The following is a 22,750-nucleotide window of genomic DNA, read 5'->3' on the forward strand; positions in this document are numbered from 1 at the left end:
CTGGACTGTTGTGGGCGGCGGAATATCCCCCACGTATCACCAGATTAGGAGCCGCCACGCGCCGCGGCCGGGAATTGAGCCGATCCTGCGCCAACCCTTCGGCGCCTGCGGAATTCTTGAGGGACCGCCCTCCGCAGTGGCCTGACTTCGGTTTCAGTTTTCCGTGGTTCAGTCTTCCGTGGGCGTGGTCCTGTTGGAGTGGTAGGTCCGCCACGTGTGTTCAGGCTCGAAGCCCAACAGGCGCCGGGCCTTGTCGATGGACAGCATGGTCTCGTGTTCGCCCAGCTCCTTGGTCACGGTGACGTTGGGAAACACCTCCGCGGCAAGGCTGGCGCTGGAACGCGTCATGACGGTGTCCGCGTTCGCGATGATGAAAGCCTCGAATCCGGGCTGGCCGTTTTCCAGCGCCCGCGCCACAGCCTGCCCGCCGTCGCGCCCGTCGATGTAGGCCCAGAGGTTCCACTTGCGCAGCGTGGCGTCGGCATCGAACGACGGGAACCGTTCGTAGTCCTCAGGATCCATGACGTTGGAAAACCGCAGGCCCGTGATGCTCAATTCCGGATCCCAGCGCGTCAGCTGGATCGCCATCTGCTCCTCAAGGTGCTTCACAAGTGAGTAGGTGCTTTCCGGCCGGGCCGGGTATTCCTCATCCACCGGGATGTAGGGAGGGTCGACGTCGAACGGCAGTCCCAGCACCGTCTCGCTGGAGGCGTAGACCACCTTCTTGATCCCGGCCCGTCTGGCCGCCTGGAACACGTTGTAGGTGGAGAGCATGTTGTTCTCGAACGTAGCGGCGTCCGGGATGATGCCGGGCGCCGGAATGGCTCCAAGGTGAACGATCGCGTCGAAGCCATCATGCCGGTCGTCGAGACCCAGGAACACGTCAAGGACCTGGCCGTAGTTGCGCAGGTCCACGATGGCCAGCCCCGGGCTTCTGTCCCCCGCACGGTCCAGGTTCAGCACCTGGTGGCCATCGTCCGTCAGTCTGCGGACCACATGCCGTCCGAGTTTTCCGCTGCCGCCGGTCACTGCAATTCTCATGGGGACACCCGGGCAGCCAGGAACTTTTCGACGGCGGCAATGGCACGTGTGGTGATGGCACCGGGGTCACCGCTGCCGTCCACCGAAACCACCATTCCCCGGCCGGCGTAGACCGCCACGACCTCATGGGTTTCGCGATGGTAGAGGTCCAACCGGCGCCTGAAGACCTCGATGGTGTCGTCCTTCCGGCCCTGTTCCTTGGCCCGCTGCAACATCCGTTGCTCGAGTTCGGAATCCGGTGCGCGGAGTTCCACCACAGCGTCGAGGCGGTGGCCCTGGGAGGCCAGCACGTTATCCAGTTCCATGATCTGGGGAGCTGTCCGGGGGTACCCGTCCAACAGGAAACCGGGCTGCAGATCGGCGTCGAGGAGCCAGTCCTTGACCAGGGCGTTGGTGAGATGGTCCGGCACAAAAGCGCCGTCGTCGAGATACTTGGCGGCCTCCAGGCCCAGCGGCGTCTCCTGGCTGACATTGGTCCGGAAGATTTCGCCCGTGGATACCGTTGGGATGCTGAAGTGCTTGGCGATGCGCACCGCTTGGGTGCCTTTCCCCGAGCCCGGCGGCCCGATGATGAGCAGTCTGGTCATATTCCTGTTCCTCCGCGGCGTCCTTGCCTTGCTGGTCTCGGGTCCCTGTCGGCAGCGCCAACGTGTGCTTCATTCTGCCCACAAGTGGCAACACAACGCCAGCCTCCGGGAGGGCACCTGGAGGCTGGCGTTGGATTGGGGGGAGGTCAGAACCGGGATGCTGCGTCTGGGGCAACTCCAACTGCCTGATTACCCGAGGTATCGGTCACGCCGGCGGGCGGCGCCACCGTGGGGGAAGACGTTCCCACCCCGGTGTTGGCGGTACCGCTACGGGTGCCCAAAGTGATTGTCAGGGTTTGGCTGGCATTGTCCCATGCGACCTTCGACGCGCCGCCGCCGTTTCCGGTCCCGGTGAACGTCAGGGATCCGGAGCTCACGTAATTGGCGCCAAGCGTCACGGGGCCGATGTTAGGCGTGCAGGCCGCACCGGCAGTGGTGACCGTGAGAATGTTCGCGCTACTAATAGTCACTGTTACCACGTTATTGCCGGCTATGTCCGGGGGCTGCACGCCATTGGTCCACGAGCTGCAGATGGTTTTGCTGTTGATGTCAGCGGAGTACTTGATCCTGACTGTGTCCCCCGTCTCCGCAACGCCTGCTGTGTTCTTGGAAGGGCTGAACAGAGTGACTTTGGCTGTCGGCGCCACCGTATCCTTGGTCGACGTTGCCGCGCCTGGATTGCTGACGTTGCCGGCCGCATCGGTGGCGATCGCCGTGTACGTAATGGTTCCTTGGCTAAAGGTGGAAAGGTCGAAGTTCATCGTCTGAACGGAGCCATTCGCCGTCAGGTTCTGGGTGAGTGTCTGTTGCGGTGTCCCAGGCGGCGGCGTATCGGTGACAGTAACCTTCACTGATGACCCTGTCTCAGCAGTGACGCTGACGGGGACGGTGGCCACATTGGAGATGTTCACGACCGCTGGAGCAGTGACTGTCGGAATGGCAGGAGGCGTGGAGTCCCCCACCACTCCACTGCTGCGCGATGATTCCACGCCCGCCCAGGATCCGACGACCGGGGTGACGGTGTAGTACCAGGTACCGCTCGGCAACGCAGCCTCGCTGCAGGTCCGCGCTGTGATGGTTCCCAAGCAGCCTCCCCCGGCTGCCACCTTGGTGCCGCCGGTCGCGGACGAGTACCGGGCAACGGTGTAGCTGGAGACCAGCCGGCCTGCCGCCGTCGTGCCTTGCGCCCAACTGACTGACGCAGCACCGCCGGAACCTGACGCTACGGGTGCGGCCAAGGCAACGATGGAGTCGGCCTTGGCCGCGCCGTCATTGCTGCTGAGGGTCTGCCAGTAGGCGCTGGCCGCCGGCCCGCCCCACGAGATGACGAGGGCAGCCGCGACGATCCCGGCCACGCGGGCCTTCCGGCCCGGCGGCGGAGTCTGGATGGGGCGCGTCATTTCCGTGCCTCCAAAGTGACGGGGAGGCGGAACGTCGCGCCCTGGCAAGCGGACAGCGAATCCGTCGACATCGAGGCCGCTCCCTGCAACGTGATCAGGACCGACGAATTCGCCGGAATGCTAACCGCCGGGGTCAGCGGTGCCGCCGGACTAGCGAACGTCACGCCGGTGGTGGTGCATCCAGAATGGTTGGCGTCGGCCGTCGTGGCCCCGTTGCCGCGGATGGCGTAAACCTGCACGGCGTAACCGTTGGGGTTGTATGCCCGGACGGCAACATCGGCGGTGCCGCCCGGGACGAGTGTGCTCTGCGGGGTGTCGCCCGCCACGAGTGCTTCTACGGTGACGGTCGCCATGCTGCCGTTGGTGGCGGCGCCTGATCCGGCACCCACAGTGGCCCAGTAGGCGTACGCGCCGCCCACTCCCGTGGCGAGGCAGAGGGTGACGGTTGCTGCCGCAGTCCTGGCAGCCAACCGTGCGGAGGTGCTCCTTGGTGTGTGCGTCATGTCAGTTCCCCTCCCCTGCTCCGGAATAGGCGAGCTGGAGAGTGGCGCCCTTGCAGCCGTCCTGGTTCAGCGCCGTGTCCAGCATGGCGATTTTGGGCCATAGTGCCGGCGGTATACCTAGTGATTGGAGCGAGCTGGACCCCACGGGGACCGTGAGCGGGTAGGTGCCGCTGTAGTTGGTCACCACGTAGTCGTCCTTGGTGCAGGGAAGCGCCGCCGTCACGGCAGACTGAGTCCGGGTGACGCCTGTGATGGAGACCGACAGGCTGGTCAGCGCCAGGCTCTTGTTGTTCGGATTGGCAATGGAAAGATTGAGCGGAACTTTTGCTCCCGGAGTGAGCTGGGTGCCCAGGTTCCCGGAGATGCTGAAGGTCTTTTTGGACGACTGGATGTACAGCTGGACGACGACAGCGTCAGCCTGGCTTGCGCCGGCGGCCGTGCCGATGGTCAGGTCCGCTTTGCCGTCCGGAGTGGTTGCCGACGTCGCCACCGTCAGCGTGACGGTGGCCGTCTTGCCCGAAGCGAGAGTGACCGACGCCGGCGCGAAGGCCGCCGTCGTACTGGCCGGCAGGCCCGAAACAGTGGGGGTGACGCTGCCGCTGAACCCGTTGGTGGAGGTCAGGGACACCGCATAGCTGACCGGGTCGCCCCGGTCAACCGTCCGGCTGGAGGGATTTACCTGGATGGTGACTCCCTTGGTTTTGTTGCCCTGGCTCCCGCCCTGGCTGGCCGCGAAGATGGTGCCCGCCGAAACGAGCATCGCCACAAGACCCACCAGCAGCACCTTCGCTACGGTGGTGGTTCTTCGCATGACTGTGCGGAAGTACCCAGAATCATTCTGCACGTTCAGCCCTTCTGGCCTGATCTGAATTGAGCGGGAGGAGTTGGAATTCGCCAGCGGGGAGGTTCTGCTCCTCCCCGCCGGCGAAGACTATTAGACGCTGCCGACCGTGATGGTGACGACGGCACCCTTGCAGGCCCCTTGGTCCACCGTTGCACTGTCATTGAACGTCAGGGTTCCGCTGCCCACAGACGTGCCCGATGAGTTCTTCGCGACCGTGGTGTTGCTGGTGTCAGCAGTGACAACGAACCAAGCTGAATCGCAACCGGCTTTGTCGGTGGTCACGGTGGCGGACAGCACCCCCACCTTGGTGCTGGTGTTTGGGTCGGCGTTGTCTGCCGTGTAGCCCACCGTCCGGACGTCTCCGGGGGCGAGTCCGTCAGTGAAGTTGGCGTGCAGGGTCACCGTACCCTCGCCTACCGAGTTGGTCGCCTGGCCGGAACCGGTGCCCGTGGTGGTCCAGTAGGCGTAGGCAGCCCCGCCGCCGCCTGCCACCAGTGCCAGTGCACCGACTGCTGCCAGGACTTTGTTCTTATTGGTCATTTTGCGCATGGAAGAGACTCCTTTGGCTGGGGTAAAGACAGATGCTGAGACACACAGCCATCGGGAACCACTACGGGGCCTTGCTTCCGGCTGATCGATGACGCCCATACTTCCCGGCCCTGGTGATCCCAACAACGCGTAGCAGTACTGGACTTTTGCGGACCTCCCCAGCCACGACCTCTTGGATGAGGGGCAGGGTACTCAGTTTTCGTCGACCGGACGGGCGGTGTCCGATACGCGGGGACTCTTCGCGCAAGCGTTCGGGAGCCAGCCGCATTCCTTGTGTTTCAAGCCAAGAGGCCCCACCGCCGGATCTTCGCGCAGTGCCACCCGCACGGCAAGCAGGTAGTACCTGAGTACTCCGCGGCCTGGCTGTCATGTGGCGCTTCCCACGGCTCTGGCCTGTATATACTTCTGGTTATCGGTTTAGCAGCAGGCCGTTGGACAGTTCGTCGATCCAGCGACCGCCGGCACCTTCCGCCTCCACGGCAAGGTGTGCGGGGAGTTGCCGGCTCGTTTTGACCAGAGCGAATGGCACTAAGAACCGTGGCCAGCGAGTCAACAGCAAAAACACCTTCATCAATCACCGAGCACCTGCACGAGGAACTTCTCAACAGCACCGATGTTGAGGAGTTTCTGGACGAGCTCGCCCGCGTTTCGGCGCGAAATCTTTCCGATCCCGGCGACGAAGTGCTGTGCGGCATCACCCTCCTGCGCGAGCGCATGGCTGCCACGGTAGCCAGCAGCGGTGCCGCTGCCCGGGCCATCAGCCAGATTGAATATCGGTCCGAGCAAAGCCCAGGGATGGCTGCGTCGCTGGAGCCGGTGACGGTCCATGTTCCTGATTTGCACGACGAAGCCCGCTGGCCCGAATACTGCGAAGCCGTCCTGGAACAAGGCATCCGGTCAGTCCTTGCCATCCCGTTCCGACTGGAGGGGGAAACCAAAGCAACTCTCCTCCTCTACTCCCACCGGACCTCCCGCTTCGAAGGCCGCGTCCTGAAGGCTGCCGAGGACTTCGTCCGCCAAACTTCGCTTGCCCTGCGGCTTGCGGTGCGTTTCGCGCACTACAGCGAGACGGCGGCGCATCTGCGTGCCACCCTCGAATCACGAACAGTGATCGACATGGCGGTGGGCATCATCATGGCCCAGAACCGGTGCAGCCAGCAGGAGGCTTTCGAGCTCCTCAAAGCGGCGTCCAGCACCCGCAATTCCAAGCTTCATATCGTCGCCGCGGCCGTGGTGAATGCGCTGGGCCAGGGGCCGGCCCGGACGCACTACGACGGCTGAACCCCTCCCCGCAGCCGGCGGCCAGCGAAGTGACGGCTGAGACGACCGGCGGCCGGTTTGCGGAATACGTCACTATGACGGTTTACCACCCCACCAGCCCGTACACTGGTGGCAAAGCTGGCTGAGGGGCGTTCATGGAAACAAAACGTATCTGTCTTGTCATCGAGGACAACGATGACATCCGGGGTCTGATCACTGTGGTTCTGACCCGCGCAGGCTTTTCCGTGCGTTCGGTTGCCAACGGCGCCGAAGGAATTGCCGCGGCCGCTGAACCATCGGTTTCGCTGATCACTCTGGACCTTGGCCTGCCGGACATGGACGGTCACGTCGTTGCCCGGGCAATCCGCGCCTTAAGCACCGCTCCCCTGCTTTTCCTCACCGCCAGGTCCGAGGAGGACGACATCCTGGCCGGAATGGCCTCCGGCGCTGCTGCCTACCTGACCAAGCCGTTCCACCCCAAGGAACTGCAGGAGCTCGCACTGCGGCTCTGCCCGGCGGACACCCCTACCCGCCAGAAGCCCCATTCCACAACGGCAGCAGTAAGCCGCACCCCCTTGCCTGACGCGCTGGCTATTGGGCGCCGCGCAACGAAACGGTAATCTGCGCCACCCGGTTGACCCTCATGCTCAGTCCCCGGACCGCGTGCCCTGATCGGCGACACGATAGGCCTCCGCGCCAAGAACCTGGGCATGGCCGGCGGCCACCACCAGCGGCGACAGCACCGTCACTTACTACGTTGCCGACGTCGTGCTCGGCGATGTCACCACCCTCCAGTCAGCCTTCGCCAACGACAGCTTCGGCGACATCACCAAACCATCAACGGCGAACTGACCATCACCGGCGGCACGTGGCGGCGGCCGGCAGCGTGGGCATGGCGGTCACATCGGGCACCTCCTCGACTCAGTCCGGCGTGCAGGTGACACTCGGATCGACCGCGACTGCCGGCGAGTACACCACTGCACAGGGTCCGGGCGGCGGAGGCTTCGGCGCCCGCCCCTAGTTCCCCTCCCAAAACGCCCGTTACCGACGAAAAGGGTAACGGGCGTTTTGGTCCTGTGAGCTTTCCGGATATCGGCGCATACTTGAACGCACAGGCGGCCACGGCCATGGGAGGACACCATGAAGTTTCTCGGAGCACTGATTGTCATCTGGCTGATCATCGGAGGAATCGCCGCCTGGCAGCGCGGCTACTTCGGCGGGGCTCCCGGGTCCTGCGCCCAAGCTGGAACGGTGGCCGTGACCATCGTCGCCGGGCCCTTGAACTATTTGGGCGTCAACCCGCAGATCGCGTGCGAACTGCCCCAACCCTCCCAGTAGCCACATCCTTGGTGCCGCGGCGGGCGGTCCCTAGAGTAGGGAATGCCGGGCGTCGGCTTTTGTTTGCGCCCGAAACTGATTCCGAAGCTTCGAAAGGACCGCCGAGATGGCATTCGTCACCGTTGGAACCGAGAACAGCACCGATATTGAGCTCTACTACGAAGACCACGGCAGCGGTCAGCCTGTTGTCCTGATCCACGGCTACCCCCTGGACGGATCGTCCTGGGAAAAGCAGACCACCGCCCTCCTGGACGCCGGCTACCGCGTGATTACCTACGACCGCCGCGGCTTCGGCAAGTCCACCAAAACCACCAGCGGCTACGACTACGACACCTTCGCCGCCGACCTCAATACCCTCCTGAACAGGCTGGAAATCCACAACGCCGTACTGGTGGGCTTCTCCATGGGCACCGGCGAGATTGCCCGCTATCTGAGCACGTACGGTTCGGCCCGGGTGGCCCGCGCAGCATTCCTTGGATCACTGGAACCCTTCGTCCTGAAAACCGAAGACAACCCCGACGGCGTCCCGCAGGAGGTTTTTGACGGGCTCACCGAAGCCGTCACCGCGGACAGGTACGCGTTCTTCACGGAATTCTTGAAGAACTTCTACAACACGGACACGTTCCTGGGTACGCCGCGGCTCAGCCAGGAGGTTCTGGACGCCAGCTGGAACGTCGCAGCGGGAGCCGGCGCCACCGCATCAGTCGCCGCGCAGCCCACGTGGCTGACCGACTTCCGCGGGGACATCCCCCGGATCAATGTTCCCGCGCTGATCGTTCACGGCACGGCAGACAACATCCTCCCCATCGATGTCACCGGCCGCAGGTTCGCCAAGGCCCTGCCGTCGGCGGACTATGTGGAGATCGACGGCGCCCCGCACGGCCTGCTGTGGACGCACGCCGCGGAAGTCAACGAAGCCCTGCTCGCCTTCCTGAAGAAGCAGACCGGATAACAAAAAAGAGTGGATGGGCCAGGCGTTTCGCCTGGCCCATCCACTCTTATCAGGCTTAGTCAGCTCAAGCCCTGGCAGCCTTGCCCGGCAGCGCCAGCTTGAAGACCTTCGCCCAGGAAGATCCCACCTGCTTCAGCAGCGGACCTGTGGTGTACTTCAGGCCGTAACGCTGGCAGATCTCGCGTACCCGCGGAGCAACCTCGGCGTACCGGTTGGACGGCAGGTCCGGGAAGAGGTGGTGCTCGATCTGGTGCGACAGGTTGCCGGTCATCAGGTGCATGAACTTGGAGCCGGAGATGTTGGCAGAGCCGATCATCTGGCGGACGTACCAGTCACCGCGGGTTTCGCCTTCCACCATTTCCTCGGTGAAGGTGTCAGCGCCTTCCGGGAAGTGGCCGCAGAAGATCACGGCGTGCGCCCAGACGTTGCGGACGGCATTGGCGGTCAGGGTGCCGTAGAGCGCCTGCTTGCCGGAACCGGTGAGCATGGCGACGGCGGGAGTGGCGGCGTAGTCCTTGGTGAACTGGGTGACCACCTTGCGGCCCAGGGCCTTGAGGTCCTTGACCAGCGCTTCCTTGGATTTCTTGCCTGCCTGGTACTCGGCAAGCTCAAGGTCGTAGATGGCGATGCCCCATTCGAAGAGCGGGGAAAGGATGGCGTTGTATACCGGGTTGCCCAGGTTGTGGGGCTTCCACGGCTGGTCCTCGTCCATACGCAGGAGGTTGTACCCGACGTCGTTGTCCTTGCCCACCACGTTGGTCCAGCGGTGGTGGAGGTCGTTGTGCGTGTGCTGCCAGGCGCGCGACGGGGTGACGAAGTCCCACTCCCAGGTGGTGGAGTGGATGTCAGGGTCCCGCATCCAGTCCCACTGCCCGTGCAGGATGTTGTGGCCGAGTTCCATGTTTTCCAGGATCTTGGCGAAGCTCAGCAGCGTGGTGCCGGTGACCCAGGCTGCCTTGTTCTTGCTGACCAGCAGTGCCGCGCGGCCGGAGATCTCCAGCCCGCGCTGGATCTTGATCATGCGGCGGATGTAGGCGGCGTCGGAGGCGCCGCGCTTGGCCAGGATTTCGTCGCGGATCGCGTCGAGTTCGCGGCCCAGCTCAGCTACCTGTTCGTCGGTAAGGTGCGCAGCGGCAGGAGGACGGACCAAGGGGCTGCCGGACTCGGCCAGCGCACCGGGGCGCCTCTTTGCCGCTCCGGTGGGGGCGGTGTTGCTTTCGGAGACTTTCTTGCTTTCTGAAACTACTGACATGCGGTATTGCTCCTCAGAGTTCGAGGTTGACGGGTCCGGCGGCTGCCGAGACACACGTTTGGATCAGTTGGCCGGGTTCGCCGTGGACCTCGTTGGTGCGAAGGTCACGGACCTGTCCGGCCAGGAGCGGAGTCAGGCAACTGTGGCAGATTCCCATCCGGCAGCCGCTGGGCATCAGCACCCCGGCGTCCTCGCCGAGGTCGAGCAGCGGGGTATCGCCGTCCGCGTCAACTTCCCGGTCCGACGCCTCAAAGGTGACCAGGCCGCCGTCGTGCCCCACACCCCCGGCGAAGGTGGTGTTGAACCGTTCAATCATCAGGTTGCCGGGATCGCCGGCGAGAGCAACATCGGAACCGGGGGCGCCGGCGGTGAGGGACGCCTGCTTCCATAATGCCTCGGCGTCGTCCAGGAAACTGTCCGGGCCGCAGGCGTAGGCGGCCCGTTCTTTCCAGTCCGGGCAGATCTCATCGAGCTCGGCCGTGTTGGTCAGGTCCATCCGGCCCTGTTCGCCGGTGTACCAGTGGGCCAGCCGGAAGTTGGGGAACTGGTCGGCCAGTTCGGCGAGTTCCTCGCGGAAGAGGCTGTCGCCGGGTGTGCGGGCGGAGTGCACAAGGACGACGTCGGCATCCGGGCGGCGGGGAACAAGTGTGCGGATCATGGACATCACCGGAGTGATGCCGCTGCCGGCGGTGACCATCAGGAGCGGCCTGGGGTGCTCGGGCAGGACGAAGTCGCCTTGCGGGGGTGCCAGGAAAAGGACGTCGCCCGGTTTGGTGGTCCGGACCAGGGTTCCGGAAACAGCGCCGACGTCGGTGACGGTGATGGCGGGGTCCTTGCCGGCGGGGGCGCTCAGCGAATAGGAGCGCCAGTGGCGGACGCCGTCCAGCTCAACGCCGATGCGCGCCCACTGGCCGGCCAGGTGCGAATGCCAGCCGCGACCGGGACGGAAAAAGATTGTGGCCGACTGCGCCGTTTCCTGGACCACACGGGTTACCACTCCGCGCAACTGGCGCGCGGAGAAGACAGGGTTGAAGAGCGCCAGAATATCTTCCGGTGCCAATGGCGTGGTCAGTACGGAAGCCGCCTGTGCCAGCTGACGTAGCCGGATCATGCAGTAAAACCTAAAGCGGCGCGAGCCATATTTCTCTCTCCTGACCGTTCCGCTGTCACGCAGTAATAAGCAGTCACGCAGTAATAATGGGGCCCTTAGCCCCCCAAAGCCCGCTACAAGCCTAACGGCTCTGGCTTGTGGATGGTTCCCGGGTCAGCGGTCGTCGCGTTCCTCGAACTCCTCATCGAGGTCATGGTGCCTGAACTCCGTCTCCGGGTTCGGTTCGCCCTCGGCCACGTACTCATAGTCCAATTGACGCTGCACTTGGCTGTCCAAAACCTGCAACTCCTTGTCCGGAACTGCGGAAAGATCTTCCGGGAACTCGTCTTCCGGTGTCAGGTGTAGCTTTTCGGACATGGTGAGCCTCTCTAGGCCGTGAGGAATAACCGGGCCTCAGCGGCCCGCACCCTCTCAGGATATTCCCTTCCGGGCGGATCACCCAGCGGAATCTGCGCCGGATCAGGAACGGGCCGGGGTCCAGCCGACGGCGGGCGCAATGTAGCGGGCGATGTTGCCCAGCATTTTGGCATTGAAGTCAACGCCCAACTGGTTGGGCACTGTCACCAGCAGTGTGTCCGCGGCTTGGACCGCGGCGTCGGCCGCCAGCTGTTCGGCCAGGACATCCGGGGCGCCGGCATAGGTCTTGCCAAAGCGTGCTGTCAGGCCGTCGATGACGCCCACCTGGTCCCGGCTGTCCCGCAGCGCGCTGCCCGCAAAATACCTGCTGTCCTCGTCGTCGACGATCGGCAGGATGCTCCGGCTGACGGAGACACGCGGCTGGTGGCTGTGTCCTGCCGCGGCCCAGGCGTCCCGGAAGAGTCGGATTTGCTCCGCCTGCAGCTGGTCGAAGGGGACGCCGGTGTCCTCGGTGAGCAGGGTGGAGCTCATCAGGTTCATGCCCAGGCCGGCCGCCCACACGGCGGTGTTGCGGCTTCCGGCGCCCCACCAGATCCGCTCCGCGAGACCCGGCGACTGTGGCTGGACCGGCAACAGGCCGATGGCGCCGCCGGCGTAGCGCGGGTCCGCCTCAGCCACTCCGGCGCCGCTGATGGCGTGCCGGAACTGGGCTGTGTGCCGGCGGGCCATGTCTGCGTCGGTCTCCCCTTCTCCCGGTTTGTGGCCGAAGGCGGCGGCTCCGTTCCGGGCAGGCTCGGGTGAACCACGGCTGATGCCCAGCTGCAGCCTGCCGCCGCTGATCAGATCCGTGGCCGCGGCTTCCTCGGCCATGTACAGCGGGTTTTCGTAGCGCATGTCGATGACGCCGGTGCCGATCTCTATCCGGCTGGTCCGGGCGGCGATGGCTGCCAGCAGCGGGAAGGGGGACGCCTGCTGACGGGCGAAGTGGTGCACGCGGAAGAAGGCGCCGTCGATTCCGAGTTCCTCGGCCGCCACCGCCAACTCAATGCCTTGGCGCAGGGCCTCGCCGGCGGTTCTCGTGCGGGAACCCTGGCCGGGGCCCCAGTGGCCGAACGAAAGGAATCCGATGCGTTGCATGTATGGCCCAACCTCCCCGCGGCTGGCCGCATTCCCGGCTGGCATGATGAGGCTGTGAGTATTCCTGCCGAAACCGTGGCGATCGCCAAAACGACTGTGCTCTTCGTCCTGGCCGCTGCCGCCGAGATCGGCGGCGCGTGGCTCGTGTGGCAGTCAGTCCGCGAGGGCAAGGACTGGTGGTGGGCAGGGCTGGGTGTCATAGCTCTGGGCCTCTACGGCTTTGTGGCCACCCTCCAGCCGGACGCCCATTTCGGCCGGATCCTGGCCGCCTACGGCGGAGTGTTTGTGGCTGGGTCGCTTGCATGGGGAATGATCTTCGACGGTTTCCGTCCGGACCGGTGGGACATCGCGGGCTCCGTCATCTGCCTGGTCGGGGTGGCTGTGATCATGTTTGCCCCGCGAAACGCGGGCTGACCCGCCCTGGCCGCGACCGCCGTCGTACCCGCTGCTGATACAGCCACTGAACGTCAGAACATCGGCAGCAGGAAGCCCGCGATGAGGGCCACGGCACCGATCCCGGTAAGCACGCGGCCAAGCACGACGGCGGTCCGCCCCACCGTTTCGGGCGCTGCGGTCTGCCACTGCGTGGGGCGCTTGGGGTGGTAATAGATCGGCAGGGCGTCGCCCACGGCCAGGTCCTTGATGTCGTGGGGCGACATCGGGGCGTGGTGGACCTGGTACTTGCGGTCAAACCAGCGAAAGCCAGTCCCGGTAGCGTCCGCGTAGACCACCGCTTCTGCAACGGTCCACGGGTGCACAAACCGCCGAAGGATGCCCGAGTAGAAAAGCAGGGCAAGCCCCGGCGGAAGGCAGAGCCAGGTCATCATTTCCAGGATGGGACCTGCCATTTCAAGCGCAGTGGGCATATCAATGATGCTACCGGGAGTTTGCGCCCCCCAAGCGTGCCCCGGGCCTGGCGGAATCAGCCGATGGGCTCGGCCATTTGCTCCACCATGTACTGGGCATCCACGGTGGATCCGGTCGCGGGGTCTGTCATTTCCACTTTCCAGCTGCGGGCGAACTGGTCTACGCCGTGGGTCATGGCCACTGTGCCGGAAATGAGGACCGTCCCCGGCTCGTTCAGGCCGCGCTCGGTCAGTACCTCCAGCCAGTAGTCCGGGGTCAGCAGGGCTTCCAGTGAGCTGTTTTGGATCAGCGTGTCCGGGGTGTCCCCGCCTGCTGCTGGAAGGATCCGCAGTAGCGCGCCAGCAGACGGCCACCGGCAAACCCAGCTGACGATTCCAACTAAGCCGGCCGGAGTTTTTGTCCACATAATGCAGCCAAAACGCCTTTCAACTCGCGTTATGTGGACAAAAACTCCATTAGGTGCGGAGCAGGATATCCCGGGTGACGGCCAGATGATGGTCAATGGCCTCCTGCGCCTTCGCCGCGTCGCCGGACACCAGGGCATCGAGGATGTCCTGGTGTTCGGCGCACACCTGTCCGCGCCGGTCGCCGGTGCGGAACAGGGCAGAGACTCCCACCAGGATCTGCCGGACGTGGAGCTTGCTGTACGTTCGGGAGATGAGCTCATTGCCCGCGGCGTCGATCAGCAGCTGATGGAAGAGGGTGTCCAGTCGAATGAACTCCTGCGCAGCCTCCGCATTCAGCTGCTCGGGAAGCTGTTCCTGCTGGTCCAGGGTGTCCTGCATCGTTTTCGCAGGAACGCGGCGCTGTTCGATAACCAGGCGGGCGGCATGGCTTTCCAGCACACCACGGAGTTCCATCAGCTCCGACATTTCGCGGCCAGTCACCGGCGGAACATAGGCCCCGCGCTGAGGAATCAGTTCCACCAGGCCGTCGGAGACGAGGAGCAGGAGCGCCTCCCGGACCGGAGTTCGCGAAACGCCGATCTCGGCGGCCAGCTCCTGCTCGTTCAGGAACTTCCCCTGCACCTCCGGGTCAATCAGGATGTTTTCGCGCAAGTACGCGTACGCCTTCTCGCGGCCGGACGCCGCCGTCCCCGAACTTTTTCGCATACATTGTGTATACAAAAGACTGGAGCAATTTCATGCGTTTAGCAGTGGCCCAAATCATCACAGGAGCCGATCTGGCCGCCAACCTCGAGCTGATTCGAGACTACGCCACGCGTGCCAAAGCCGCCGGAGCCGAGCTCGTGGTGTTCCCGGAAGCCGCGATGCGCGCGTTCGGCAACAGCCTGGCGGACATTGCCGAGCCGCTGGACGGGCCATGGGCCGCCGCCGTCCGCAGCATTGCCCAAGAGCTGGATATCACCGTCGTGGCGGGCATGTTCACCCCGGGCGACGGCGGCCGCGTGCGGAATACCCTGCTGGTCACCGGCCCTGGCATCGAGACCTCCTACGACAAGATCCACCTCTTTGATGCATTTGGTTTCGCCGAGTCCGATACCGTGGACGCCGGAACAGCCCCCGTGACCTTCGAAGTGAACGGCACCACCTTCGGCCTGGCCACCTGCTACGACGTACGGTTCCCGGCGCTGTTCACGGCCAATGCCAAAGCCGGCGCCCAAGTCAACATCGTCTGCGCCTCGTGGGGTGCCGGCGAGGGCAAGGCTGATCAGTGGGACCTCCTGGTCCGCGCCCGCGCCTTAGACAGCACCACCTTCGTGGTGGCCTGCGGACAGGGCGATCCGGCAAGCGCCGGTATCGCCTCCGCGGGCAACGCTCCCACCGGCGTCGGCCACAGCGCCGTCATCTCTCCCCTCGGTGCTGCACTGGTGGCCCTCGGCGGCGAACCGGAACTCGCCGTCGTCGACATTGACCAGGCCGTCATTGCCGAGGTCCGCGGCAAACTGCCCGTCCTGGCCAACGCCCGGACCTTCTGACCCCGCTTAGCGGATCCTCCCGGGGAATCCCGCCAGGCGAGAGCTGGGCCGCGCTCAGGAAAGCACAAATCCCCTGAGCGAAGCCAGCCACGGCCCAAAACAGTCCAGGTGCGCATCATGCGACGCCCCTGGGAGATCCCCCGCGTCACGTTCCTGCCCCGCCGGACAAACTCAGGCTTGGCCCCTTCATCAAACGGCTGAGGCACTCCCCCACGCCATGTCAATGCGGCAGCCCCACGGCGGTGAGCCGCCGTTCACTTTCAGGAAACGTTGCCCTTTTCAGCGTCCGACGGCGGCTTCTCACCAAGTGCGCGCACCGGCGCCCGCCGTCGCGGGCATCAGGGTCGCAGGGCTTCCCGCCCCGACGCCGTTCAACAGGTCCCGTTTACACGCCGGAAACATCACGGTCATGAGATCGTCACGAAAGCCGCCTGGCCGTAACCTGCCCGCAACTTAGCGAAGAGCAAACGGAAACACTCGGCGACAAATATTGATCGGGGGGATTGCGCGGGCCACGTAGGAAAGTCCCCGTATTCAGGATCAATGGAAGGGACCCACCGGTGGAGATCACTGCGCAACACGTCTGGATGATGATCGCGGCGGCAATGGTGCTGCTCATGACACCCGGACTCGGTCTCTTCTATGGCGGCATGACGCGCGCCAAGGCAGCACTGAACATGATCATGATGAGCTTCATCTCCGCCGGCATCGTAGGCGTTGTGTGGGTCCTGTGGGGATACTCGATGACCACCGGCGAGGGAATCCTGGGCATTTTTGGCAACCCTTTCGCCAACTTCGGGCTGCAGAACCTCATGGGCTCCCCTGACCTCATCAAGGCAGGCTTCAGCGCCACCTTCGCTATCATCACCGTGGCCCTCATCAGCGGGGCCATCGCGGACCGCGCCAAGTTCAGCGCCTGGGCAGTGTTTGTGCCGCTGTGGGTCACACTTGTCTATTGCCCCCTCGCCTACATGATCTGGGGCGGCGGGCTCATGAGCGCCGGCGGAGCCATCACCGAGGCCTTCGGCCAGGTCATCGACTTCGCCGGCGGTGCAGTGGTGGAAATCAGCTCGGGTACGGCGGCCCTGGTCCTGGCCCTGGTGGTTGGCCAGCGCCAGGGCTTCGCCAAGGATCCCAGCCACCGCCCGCACAATGTTCCCTTCATCATGCTGGGCGCAGCCATCCTGTGGTTCGGCTGGTTCGGGTTCAATGGCGGCGCCGCCACCACCGCGGAGCAGGCCGGCCTGATCTGGATCAACACCCTGGTGACTCCGGCCGCGGCCATGCTCAGCTGGCTGCTGACGGAGAAGATCCGCCACGGCCACCCCACGTCCCTGGGCGCAGCCTCCGGTGTTGTCGCCGGCCTGGTGGCCATCACACCGTCCTGCGCCAACATCAGCCCAGTGGCCGCCATCGGCCTGGGCCTGGTAGCCGGGGCAGCCTGCTGCGTGTTTGTTGACCTGAAGTACCGTTTTGGCCTGGATGACTCCCTGGACGTGGTGGGAGTCCACCTCGGCGCCGGGCTCATCGGCACACTCGCCCTGGGCTTCATAGCCCTCCCCGTGGACGGCCTGGGCGGCGGCCTCTTCTACGGCGGCGGCGTCCAGCAGCTGGTGGCGCAGGCCGTAGCTGTGGTGGTCACCGTGCTGCTGTCCGGCCTCGTCACCCTGGTCATTGGCCGGGCCATCCACCGATTCATCGGCTTCCGCGTCAGCCACGAGGCCGAAACCGTGGGGGTGGACCTGTCCGAGCACGCCGAGACGGCCTACGCCTTCGGCGAGCGCGGCGCCGGCCATTTCAACCCGCTGGGCCACCGGCCACCGGCATCTGTGCTCGCAAAGGCGGACCCCGCCGTCGACATCGCCTCCCGTCCCGCCAAGGAAGACACTTTCGCCTAGCGGTTGCAGGCATGCCTATGACAGGCCGCGGGTGGCGGTGCATGATCCTTCCCAGCGTGTGACGCCGACGATGGCGTGACGCTGGCCGGCTTGTGAGGGGCCGCACCGTCGTTTCTCTTCCCTATCGCTGCAATCGAGGCCATGGTACGTTCAGCGTGATCACGATGTCCTAACGCGGTCCCTCTCCAGTCCGGCTCCTGACGCAACTTCAGAAAGCAGAGGCAACGATGCCAACAATAATGATCTTCCACGAGGTCGACGACGTTGAGCACTGGCTCAGCTCACCAAAACGGGAAGAAATCTTCGGGCCTCTGGGCATCACGGTTCGAACGTTCATCGACCCGGCGAAGACCCACCGTGTAGGCCTAATCGTCCAAGTCCCCGACATGGATACGTTCCAGCGAATGATGGAGTCCGAAGCTGCAGCCGATGCGATGAAATTCGACGGCGTCCGCCCGGAAACAATCCTGACGCTCGTCGAGTCCTAGACACCACCGGGCCGTTGACCCTGACACCGAATCCTCCCACTGGTTCAGCCGCTGGGGCTGGTGGGCGGCGACATCTCCGCGGCTGGCCGCCTGACCGCTTCGGTGACTCGTCCACACCCGATCCGGACGCGGCCAACGTGGCTTGCAATGTCCTTCGGCGCTGACCTGCGTTAACGCTGTTTTGAGGGGGAGATAATCCGCCTCGGCTCCGGCTCCGCCCTGCGCACCTTCACGCTTCGCCGGAACCCGCTGGCCACCCAGTGGCTTTTGGCGAACATCAGCGACGGCGACTAGGCAAAGGTGACACCAAACAGCCAGCCAATCCGCGATCAGATCTGGGAAGGGAACAGGACAGAATTCACGCTGCCGGCCCTGAACAGGTGCGCCGCCGGCTCTCGGAGCTGATGGCGGACCCCGGACCCGTGATGCAGCAGCTCGTACGGGTCTTCAGACGACGGCACGTTCTGCCCGGGCTTCCGGTTCCTCCCGGGCGGCCAGCTACGACCGGCGGCCGTTGAGCTCTTTCAGCGTGCAAAGGAGCTACAGATTCCACACAACTACTTCACGGTCTGGATGGTCACCCCATCCCGGGACCTGGCCGGAGCCCGCCCCGTTAACCTGCTCAAGACCAATCCCTCCCCATGCAGTCGCGCCCTTCATCGAGGAACACGACAAGATGTTCCGGTGGTACGACTACTGGATCAAGGGCATCGACAACGGCGTGATGGACGAACCTGCCGTAAGCGTCTTCGTGGAGGGCTCGCGTGAGCACGTCACGGCCGAGCGGTGGCCGCCGAAGGACGCGGGGTACAAGTCGCTCAACCTGCGCCCGCGCGGCAAGCTGTCCCCGGAGTCCGAGCCGATGGCGGCGGATACGCCGCCCCGGACGGCTTCTACCAGGCACCACTCACGGTGACCGACAAGGTGGAGATCCTTTCCTGGATTACCGATAAGTTTGAGGCCGACACCGAGATGATCGGCACCGGCGCCGCCCACATCTTCGCGGAGGTCGACCAGACCGACACGAACTTCATCATCCGCCTCTGGGACTACGCCCCCAACGGCGAGCGCCAGCTCATCACCAGCGGTTACCTCAAGGCCTCGCACCGCGAGCTCGACGAGCGCACCACGGAGGGCAACCCGTTCCACCCGCACACCCGTTACGTGCCGGTGGAACCCGGGAAGATCGAGGAGTACGTCCTGCGCCTCTACCCGTTCGCGAATACGTTCACGCCGGGCCACAAGCTGGTGGTGGAGCTCTCAAACAACGAGCCGCTGGCGGACGAGCACAACGCGCTGCTCCCGCCGGACGCGTTCCACCTGCCGGTGGGCCGGCCCGTCACCCACAAGATCTACCGCGACGCCGCCCACCAGTCCCGGCTCGTCCTGCTGTTCACCACGCAAGGCTGCCTAGGGCTGGACGCCTGCCGAAACATCCGGTTGAGCCTGTTCAGTCTGACCTGAGCGGGCTCAGTCGGCCAGGATCTGGTAGAGCGCGCGGCGGGTTTCGTCGAGCTTTTCCACCGCAGCATTGCGCTGTTCTTCCGTGGCGGCAGTGCGGAACTGATGAATAACCCCCATCAGCTTGCCCACACTCTGGTGGAATGCGGGCCCGGATCCTTCCGCATCACTGTTCCACGCGTTCTCTAGCTCCTCCGCATGCTCGGCCACGTAGGCCTTGCCGGCATCGGTGAGGGTGAAGTCGGTCCGCCGCCCCTCGCTGAGGGGCGCAATGAGGTCCTCGTCCACCAGCTGCTGGAGCGTCGGGTAGATCGACCCCGGACTGGGGCGCCATGCCCCCGACGTTTTCTCCGCGATGGTCTTGATCAGGCCATAACCGTTGGACGGGGCTTCGGCCAGCAGCGACAGGATGGCCCACCGGACGTCACCCCTGCTTGCCCGCCGGGAACCGGGGCCAAAGCCGGGACCAAACCCGCCTCCCGGTCCAAAGCCGGGACCAAACCCGCCCCGCGGCCCAAAGCCCGGGCCGAATCCTCCCCCGCGGTGCCCGTGCGGTCCGCGGCGGCCCCTGCCGCGCTCAAACCGCCCCCGCCCGAATTGCGGTTCCAAAAACTTGTCGTCGTGAATGCCTTTCATGGTGGTGTCGTCCCTTCCTGACTTGTTGAATGGTCATCGGTCAACTGCTCACCGACACTTAACGATATATCGGTATGTATCGCGCGACAAGACCCGGAACAAGACTTTAAGAGACGGAAAATTTCGTCTTGGCATCAGTTGGTCCAGCATCTGGATGCAGCAGGTCAGGCGGCGTATCCTGTTCACACGTCGCGAGCTTGAGGGCTGAACAATGGCGCAGCAAAAGAAACGCAGGCACCGGTTGGCCTCCACCCTGGGAAGGGTCATCGGATTCTTTGCGGCGAGCGCCATGTGCGGGGTCCTAGCCGCAAGCCTGGTGGTCCCAGCTGTTGCGACGGTCGGCTACGGAGTCAGCACCTCCATCAGCTACTTTGAAAATCTGCCCTCGGAACTGATCGTGGCGCCGCCGTCGCAATCCACCAAAGTCCTCACCTCCGACGGCCAGCCCATCGCCACGTTCTATACCGAGAACCGGATCAAGATCCCCCTGGACCGGATATCCCCGTATGTCCGGGATGCCATCGTGGCCATCGAAGACAGCCGCTTTTATAAACACCCGGGCGTTGACCCGCAAGGGATCGTCCGGGCTGCAATCTTCAACCTGACGAATGCGGGCAAGCAGGGTGCCTCCACGATTACCCAGCAGTACGTCACCAACGTGATCAACGAGTCCTTCGTGTCCCAGGACAAGACCGACGAGGTCGTCCTCAGCGGCCAGAAGAGCATTGGGGACAAGCTCAGGGAGATGAAGCTTGCCATCGCGCTGGAGAAGAAGTTCAGCAAGGACCAGATCCTCGAGGGCTACCTGAACATCGTGTTCTTTAACCGCGAGGCATACGGAATCGAGGCGGCGGCACACTACTTCTTCAGCACCACGGCGGCGGACCTCACGCTGCCGCAGGCCGCCCTACTGGCCGGGCTGGTCAACAGCCCCAGCTACTACAACCCCGCGGTCAATCCGGAGCAGGCCACGAGCCGCCGGAACCAGGTTCTTGCCGAGATGCTGACCACAGGCAAGATCACCCAGGCAGACCACGACGCCGCCGCGGCCACGCCCATCGAACTCAAGCTCAGTCCAGGGAAGCAGGGCTGCGCCTACGCCCAGATGGCGCCGTACTTCTGCGACTACATTTCGCATCTGATCCTGAACAACCCGGTCTACGGCACCACCCTGATCGAGCGCGAGCGGAAGCTGTACCGCGGCGGGCTCACCATCGTCACCACGCTGGACAGCCGGCTCCAGGCGGCGGCCCAGGCGCAGGTGGACAGCACCGCCGGAGCGAATCCCGACCGCTGGGGCGCGTCCCTGGTCTCGATCCAGCCGGGCACCGGGAAAATCCTGGCGATGGCGCAGAACACGGTGTTCCTGCCTGCCGAGGGCAAGTTCGATACCCAGCTGAACTTCAACGTGGACTCCCGCGATCTGCAAGGCAATGATCTCAACGGGGCGGGCGGTTTCCAGCCAGGCTCCACCATGAAGCCCTTCACGTTCGCAGAGTGGCTGAACGAGGGCAAGCCGCTGACCGGGATGGTGGACGCCTCACGCCGGGTGTATCCGCTGGGCTTCCCGTGGCGCTCCAGCTGCGGAAAGGTGCTGGGCGCCTACAGCACAGCGCAGAACAACCCTGAGCTGGGCGCCGCCGATGACCTGCAGAATGCCGACGAGGGCTACTACCGCCCCATGCCCGTGAACTACGGGCTGTACAACTCCATCAACACGGCCACCTTCGCTGCCGCCACCCAGCTCGATTTCTGCGGCATCCAGAAGATGGTGGACGCCGTGGGACTGCACAGCGGACTGGATGGCGCACAGATCAACATGCATCAGCTGGGCAATCTTCTCGGCGCCATCGGCGTCGCCCCGGTCCACCTGGCCAATGGTTTCGCCACCTTCGCCAATGACGGCCGGTACTGCTCCCCTATCGCCGTGCTTGAGGTAACGGAAGTGTCGGGCGGGAAACTCCCGGGCCAGACCAGCGAGTGCCGCGACGCCGTCAAGCCGGAGGTTGCCCGGGGCGTCAACGCGGTGCTCCAGGACGTGCTGAAGGTCGGCTCCGGGGTGTGGATCAACCCCAAAATCCACACTCTGATGCCCGTTGCCGCCAAGACCGGCACGTCCAACAACAACGGCTCCACCTGGGTGGTGGGCTACACGTCGGGATTGGTCACGGCATCCTTCTTCGGCGACGCCCTGGAGGGCCAGAACCGCCCCGGCCAGAACGTGACCGTCAACGGCCAGTTCTACCCGCGACTTGATGGCTACATGATCGCCGGGCCGCAGTGGGTCAACTACATGCTTCAGGCTGCGCCGCTCTACCCGGCAAATCCCTTCCCTGCGCCACCGGCTTCCATGGTGGCCCCGCCGAAACCGTCTCCCGCGCCGGCCACGCCAAGGCCTGCTCCCGCTCCCGCCCCAGCGCCGGCCCCCGCTCCTGCCCCCGCTCCTGCGCCAGAGCCACCTCCTGCTCCTGAGCCCACGCCGCCGTCGTCCGTTCCCTAAGTGCTGCCGCGCCAGAGCCGCTGCCACCAAGAGCGCTGCCGTTCCGGCTCGGGCAGGGCGTCCTGTGCGTGGGCGGCGCGGCGTTCGTGCCAGCGCGCCACCCCGCCGTCGATGTCCCGCGTTTTGGTGATGACGGGCGGGCCGCCCTGGAGCTGGCGACGGGCGTCGATCACCCGCGCGTTGAAGTCCGCCAGGATGTCGCGGACCTGTTTTTCGGTGAACTGGGCATCAAGCCGGCCATCCAGTTCGGCGTCTTCGGTGCGGAGCAGAATGGCCTGGGGACCCAGGCCGCTGATGTTCTCGCGCTGGATCAGGCCCTTGACCCACCAGTCGGGATCGTAGGCCTCCCCCAGCCCGGGATGGGCTTGCCGGCGTACTTGAGGTTATCGAATTTTCCCTGCGCCATGGCGTCCCGGATCAGGTACTCCGCCCGCCGGGCATCGTCCACCTTTTTGCGATTGTCCCGTTCCTTGGCCTCGGCGGCCTCGATTTCGGCCTCTTCCTCGGCGCTGATTCCCGCTCCGCGGTAGGAGCGCACTTCTGCAGCCCGTTCCAGCCGGCGCTTGAAGTACCCCGCCCCGCTCACTGCCTGCCACCGCCTCCGTGCCTGGATTGGATCAGGCTTCCAGT

Annotated in this window: 25 protein-coding genes and 1 pseudogene; 11 read left to right on the plus strand and 15 right to left on the minus strand. The window is 64.7% G+C overall.

The genetic code is table 11. From position 1 onward, the window contains the following. Positions 1-168 precede the first annotated feature (168 nt). The 6 genes from ACQCSW_RS17935 to ACQCSW_RS17960 form a co-directional block, all read right to left on the minus strand. A complete protein-coding gene (locus tag ACQCSW_RS17935) occupies positions 169-1,041 on the minus strand; it encodes an NAD-dependent epimerase/dehydratase family protein (protein WP_426988035.1) in 873 nt (290 codons plus the stop codon). Beyond that, positions 1,038-1,628, minus strand: coding sequence for an adenylate kinase (locus tag ACQCSW_RS17940; RefSeq protein ID WP_426988037.1), 591 nt, complete (start codon positions 1,626-1,628; stop codon positions 1,038-1,040). The genes ACQCSW_RS17935 and ACQCSW_RS17940 overlap by 4 nt, the downstream gene beginning before the upstream one ends. A 146-nt stretch (positions 1,629-1,774) precedes the next feature. Next, entirely contained in the window at positions 1,775-3,028 is a 1,254-nt protein-coding gene (locus tag ACQCSW_RS17945) for a hypothetical protein (RefSeq protein WP_426988039.1), read from the minus strand. Further along, positions 3,025-3,531, minus strand: coding sequence for a hypothetical protein (locus ACQCSW_RS17950; RefSeq protein ID WP_426988041.1), 507 nt, complete (start codon positions 3,529-3,531; stop codon positions 3,025-3,027). Before ACQCSW_RS17950 ends, ACQCSW_RS17945 begins: the two co-directional genes overlap by 4 nt. A gap of 1 nt (position 3,532) precedes the next feature. Further along, positions 3,533-4,375 (minus strand): hypothetical protein, encoded by an 843-nt coding sequence (locus ACQCSW_RS17955; RefSeq protein WP_426988043.1) that lies wholly within the window; start codon positions 4,373-4,375, stop codon positions 3,533-3,535. A gap of 90 nt (positions 4,376-4,465) precedes the next feature. Continuing rightward, positions 4,466-4,924 (minus strand): hypothetical protein, encoded by a 459-nt coding sequence (locus ACQCSW_RS17960; protein WP_426988045.1) that lies wholly within the window; start codon positions 4,922-4,924, stop codon positions 4,466-4,468. 537 nt (positions 4,925-5,461) lie between these two features. On the opposite strand from ACQCSW_RS17960, the gene ACQCSW_RS17965 reads away from it, so the two are divergent. The 4 genes from ACQCSW_RS17965 (at position 5,462) to ACQCSW_RS17980 (ending at position 8,474) form a co-directional block, all read left to right on the plus strand. Continuing rightward, entirely contained in the window at positions 5,462-6,205 is a 744-nt protein-coding gene (locus tag ACQCSW_RS17965) for an ANTAR domain-containing protein (protein ID WP_426990732.1), read from the plus strand. A 134-nt stretch (positions 6,206-6,339) separates the two neighbouring features. Then, positions 6,340-6,804 carry a response regulator transcription factor gene (locus ACQCSW_RS17970; protein WP_426988047.1) on the plus strand — a complete coding sequence of 155 codons (465 nt, stop codon included), beginning with the start codon at positions 6,340-6,342 and terminating at the stop codon, positions 6,802-6,804. Between the two features lie 520 nt (positions 6,805-7,324). Continuing rightward, a complete protein-coding gene (locus ACQCSW_RS17975; protein ID WP_111908848.1) occupies positions 7,325-7,522 on the plus strand; it encodes a hypothetical protein in 198 nt (65 codons plus the stop codon). A 106-nt stretch (positions 7,523-7,628) separates the two neighbouring features. Next, positions 7,629-8,474, plus strand: a complete 846-nt coding sequence (locus ACQCSW_RS17980) for an alpha/beta hydrolase (protein WP_354251078.1) — start codon at positions 7,629-7,631, stop codon at positions 8,472-8,474. A gap of 64 nt (positions 8,475-8,538) precedes the next feature. Here the strand turns inward: ACQCSW_RS17980 and ACQCSW_RS17985 are convergent, their stop codons facing one another. The 4 genes from ACQCSW_RS17985 to ACQCSW_RS18000 form a co-directional block, all read right to left on the minus strand. Next, positions 8,539-9,726, minus strand: a complete 1,188-nt coding sequence (locus ACQCSW_RS17985; protein ID WP_426988049.1) for a fatty acid desaturase family protein — start codon at positions 9,724-9,726, stop codon at positions 8,539-8,541. Positions 9,727-9,739: 13 nt separating this feature from the next. Beyond that, positions 9,740-10,837 carry a ferredoxin reductase gene (locus ACQCSW_RS17990; RefSeq protein WP_111908846.1) on the minus strand — a complete coding sequence of 366 codons (1,098 nt, stop codon included), beginning with the start codon at positions 10,835-10,837 and terminating at the stop codon, positions 9,740-9,742. Between the two features lie 153 nt (positions 10,838-10,990). Beyond that, on the minus strand, positions 10,991-11,194 hold the full coding sequence (locus ACQCSW_RS17995) for a hypothetical protein (RefSeq protein WP_354251081.1): 204 nt from the start codon (positions 11,192-11,194) through the stop codon (positions 10,991-10,993). A gap of 102 nt (positions 11,195-11,296) precedes the next feature. Beyond that, positions 11,297-12,331, minus strand: coding sequence for an LLM class flavin-dependent oxidoreductase (locus ACQCSW_RS18000; RefSeq protein ID WP_426988052.1), 1,035 nt, complete (start codon positions 12,329-12,331; stop codon positions 11,297-11,299). 75 nt (positions 12,332-12,406) lie between these two features. On the opposite strand from ACQCSW_RS18000, the gene ACQCSW_RS18005 reads away from it, so the two are divergent. Continuing rightward, positions 12,407-12,745: a YnfA family protein gene (locus tag ACQCSW_RS18005; protein WP_252570602.1), complete on the plus strand. Its 339-nt coding sequence runs from the start codon at positions 12,407-12,409 to the stop codon at positions 12,743-12,745. Positions 12,746-12,798: 53 nt separating this feature from the next. On the opposite strand, the gene ACQCSW_RS18010 is transcribed toward ACQCSW_RS18005, so the two are convergent. The 3 genes from ACQCSW_RS18010 to ACQCSW_RS18020 are packed head-to-tail and all read right to left on the minus strand — an operon-like array spanning position 12,799 to position 14,310. Continuing rightward, entirely contained in the window at positions 12,799-13,197 is a 399-nt protein-coding gene (locus ACQCSW_RS18010; RefSeq protein WP_426988054.1) for a hypothetical protein, read from the minus strand. A 56-nt stretch (positions 13,198-13,253) separates the two neighbouring features. Further along, a complete protein-coding gene (locus ACQCSW_RS18015) occupies positions 13,254-13,604 on the minus strand; it encodes a DUF2848 family protein (RefSeq protein WP_426988056.1) in 351 nt (116 codons plus the stop codon). Between the two features lie 49 nt (positions 13,605-13,653). Beyond that, positions 13,654-14,310, minus strand: coding sequence for a GntR family transcriptional regulator (locus tag ACQCSW_RS18020; RefSeq protein WP_426988058.1), 657 nt, complete (start codon positions 14,308-14,310; stop codon positions 13,654-13,656). A 32-nt stretch (positions 14,311-14,342) separates the two neighbouring features. On the opposite strand from ACQCSW_RS18020, the gene ACQCSW_RS18025 reads away from it, so the two are divergent. From ACQCSW_RS18025 to ACQCSW_RS18045, 5 genes are all read left to right on the plus strand, one after another. Next, a complete protein-coding gene (locus ACQCSW_RS18025; RefSeq protein ID WP_426988060.1) occupies positions 14,343-15,137 on the plus strand; it encodes a carbon-nitrogen hydrolase family protein in 795 nt (264 codons plus the stop codon). Positions 15,138-15,697: 560 nt separating this feature from the next. Then, positions 15,698-17,035, plus strand: a complete 1,338-nt coding sequence (locus ACQCSW_RS18030; RefSeq protein ID WP_426988062.1) for an ammonium transporter — start codon at positions 15,698-15,700, stop codon at positions 17,033-17,035. A gap of 227 nt (positions 17,036-17,262) precedes the next feature. Beyond that, positions 17,263-17,523, plus strand: a complete 261-nt coding sequence (locus ACQCSW_RS18035) for a hypothetical protein (protein ID WP_426988064.1) — start codon at positions 17,263-17,265, stop codon at positions 17,521-17,523. A gap of 676 nt (positions 17,524-18,199) precedes the next feature. Further along, positions 18,200-18,439, plus strand: coding sequence for a hypothetical protein (locus ACQCSW_RS18040; RefSeq protein ID WP_426988066.1), 240 nt, complete (start codon positions 18,200-18,202; stop codon positions 18,437-18,439). Then, the gene (locus ACQCSW_RS18045) at positions 18,436-18,987 is read left to right on the plus strand and encodes a CocE/NonD family hydrolase C-terminal non-catalytic domain-containing protein (protein ID WP_426988068.1); all 552 of its coding nucleotides are present in this window, start codon (positions 18,436-18,438) and stop codon (positions 18,985-18,987) included. Before ACQCSW_RS18040 ends, ACQCSW_RS18045 begins: the two co-directional genes overlap by 4 nt. A 6-nt stretch (positions 18,988-18,993) precedes the next feature. Here ACQCSW_RS18045 and ACQCSW_RS18050 read toward each other — a convergent pair whose 3' ends face one another. After that, the gene (locus ACQCSW_RS18050; RefSeq protein WP_426988070.1) at positions 18,994-19,620 is read right to left on the minus strand and encodes a PadR family transcriptional regulator; all 627 of its coding nucleotides are present in this window, start codon (positions 19,618-19,620) and stop codon (positions 18,994-18,996) included. Between the two features lie 211 nt (positions 19,621-19,831). On the opposite strand from ACQCSW_RS18050, the gene ACQCSW_RS18055 reads away from it, so the two are divergent. Next, positions 19,832-22,120 carry a transglycosylase domain-containing protein gene (locus ACQCSW_RS18055; RefSeq protein WP_426988072.1) on the plus strand — a complete coding sequence of 763 codons (2,289 nt, stop codon included), beginning with the start codon at positions 19,832-19,834 and terminating at the stop codon, positions 22,118-22,120. Here the strand turns inward: ACQCSW_RS18055 and ACQCSW_RS18060 are convergent. Next, positions 22,117-22,706 (minus strand): annotated as a pseudogene (locus ACQCSW_RS18060) (DUF1992 domain-containing protein). The gene ACQCSW_RS18055 and the pseudogene ACQCSW_RS18060 overlap by 4 nt on opposite strands. Positions 22,707-22,750: the final 44 nt, after the last annotated feature.

This window comes from Pseudarthrobacter sp. Y6, from assembly GCF_050156205.1.
In the GTDB taxonomy this organism is placed as follows: Bacteria; Actinomycetota; Actinomycetes; order Actinomycetales; family Micrococcaceae; genus Arthrobacter.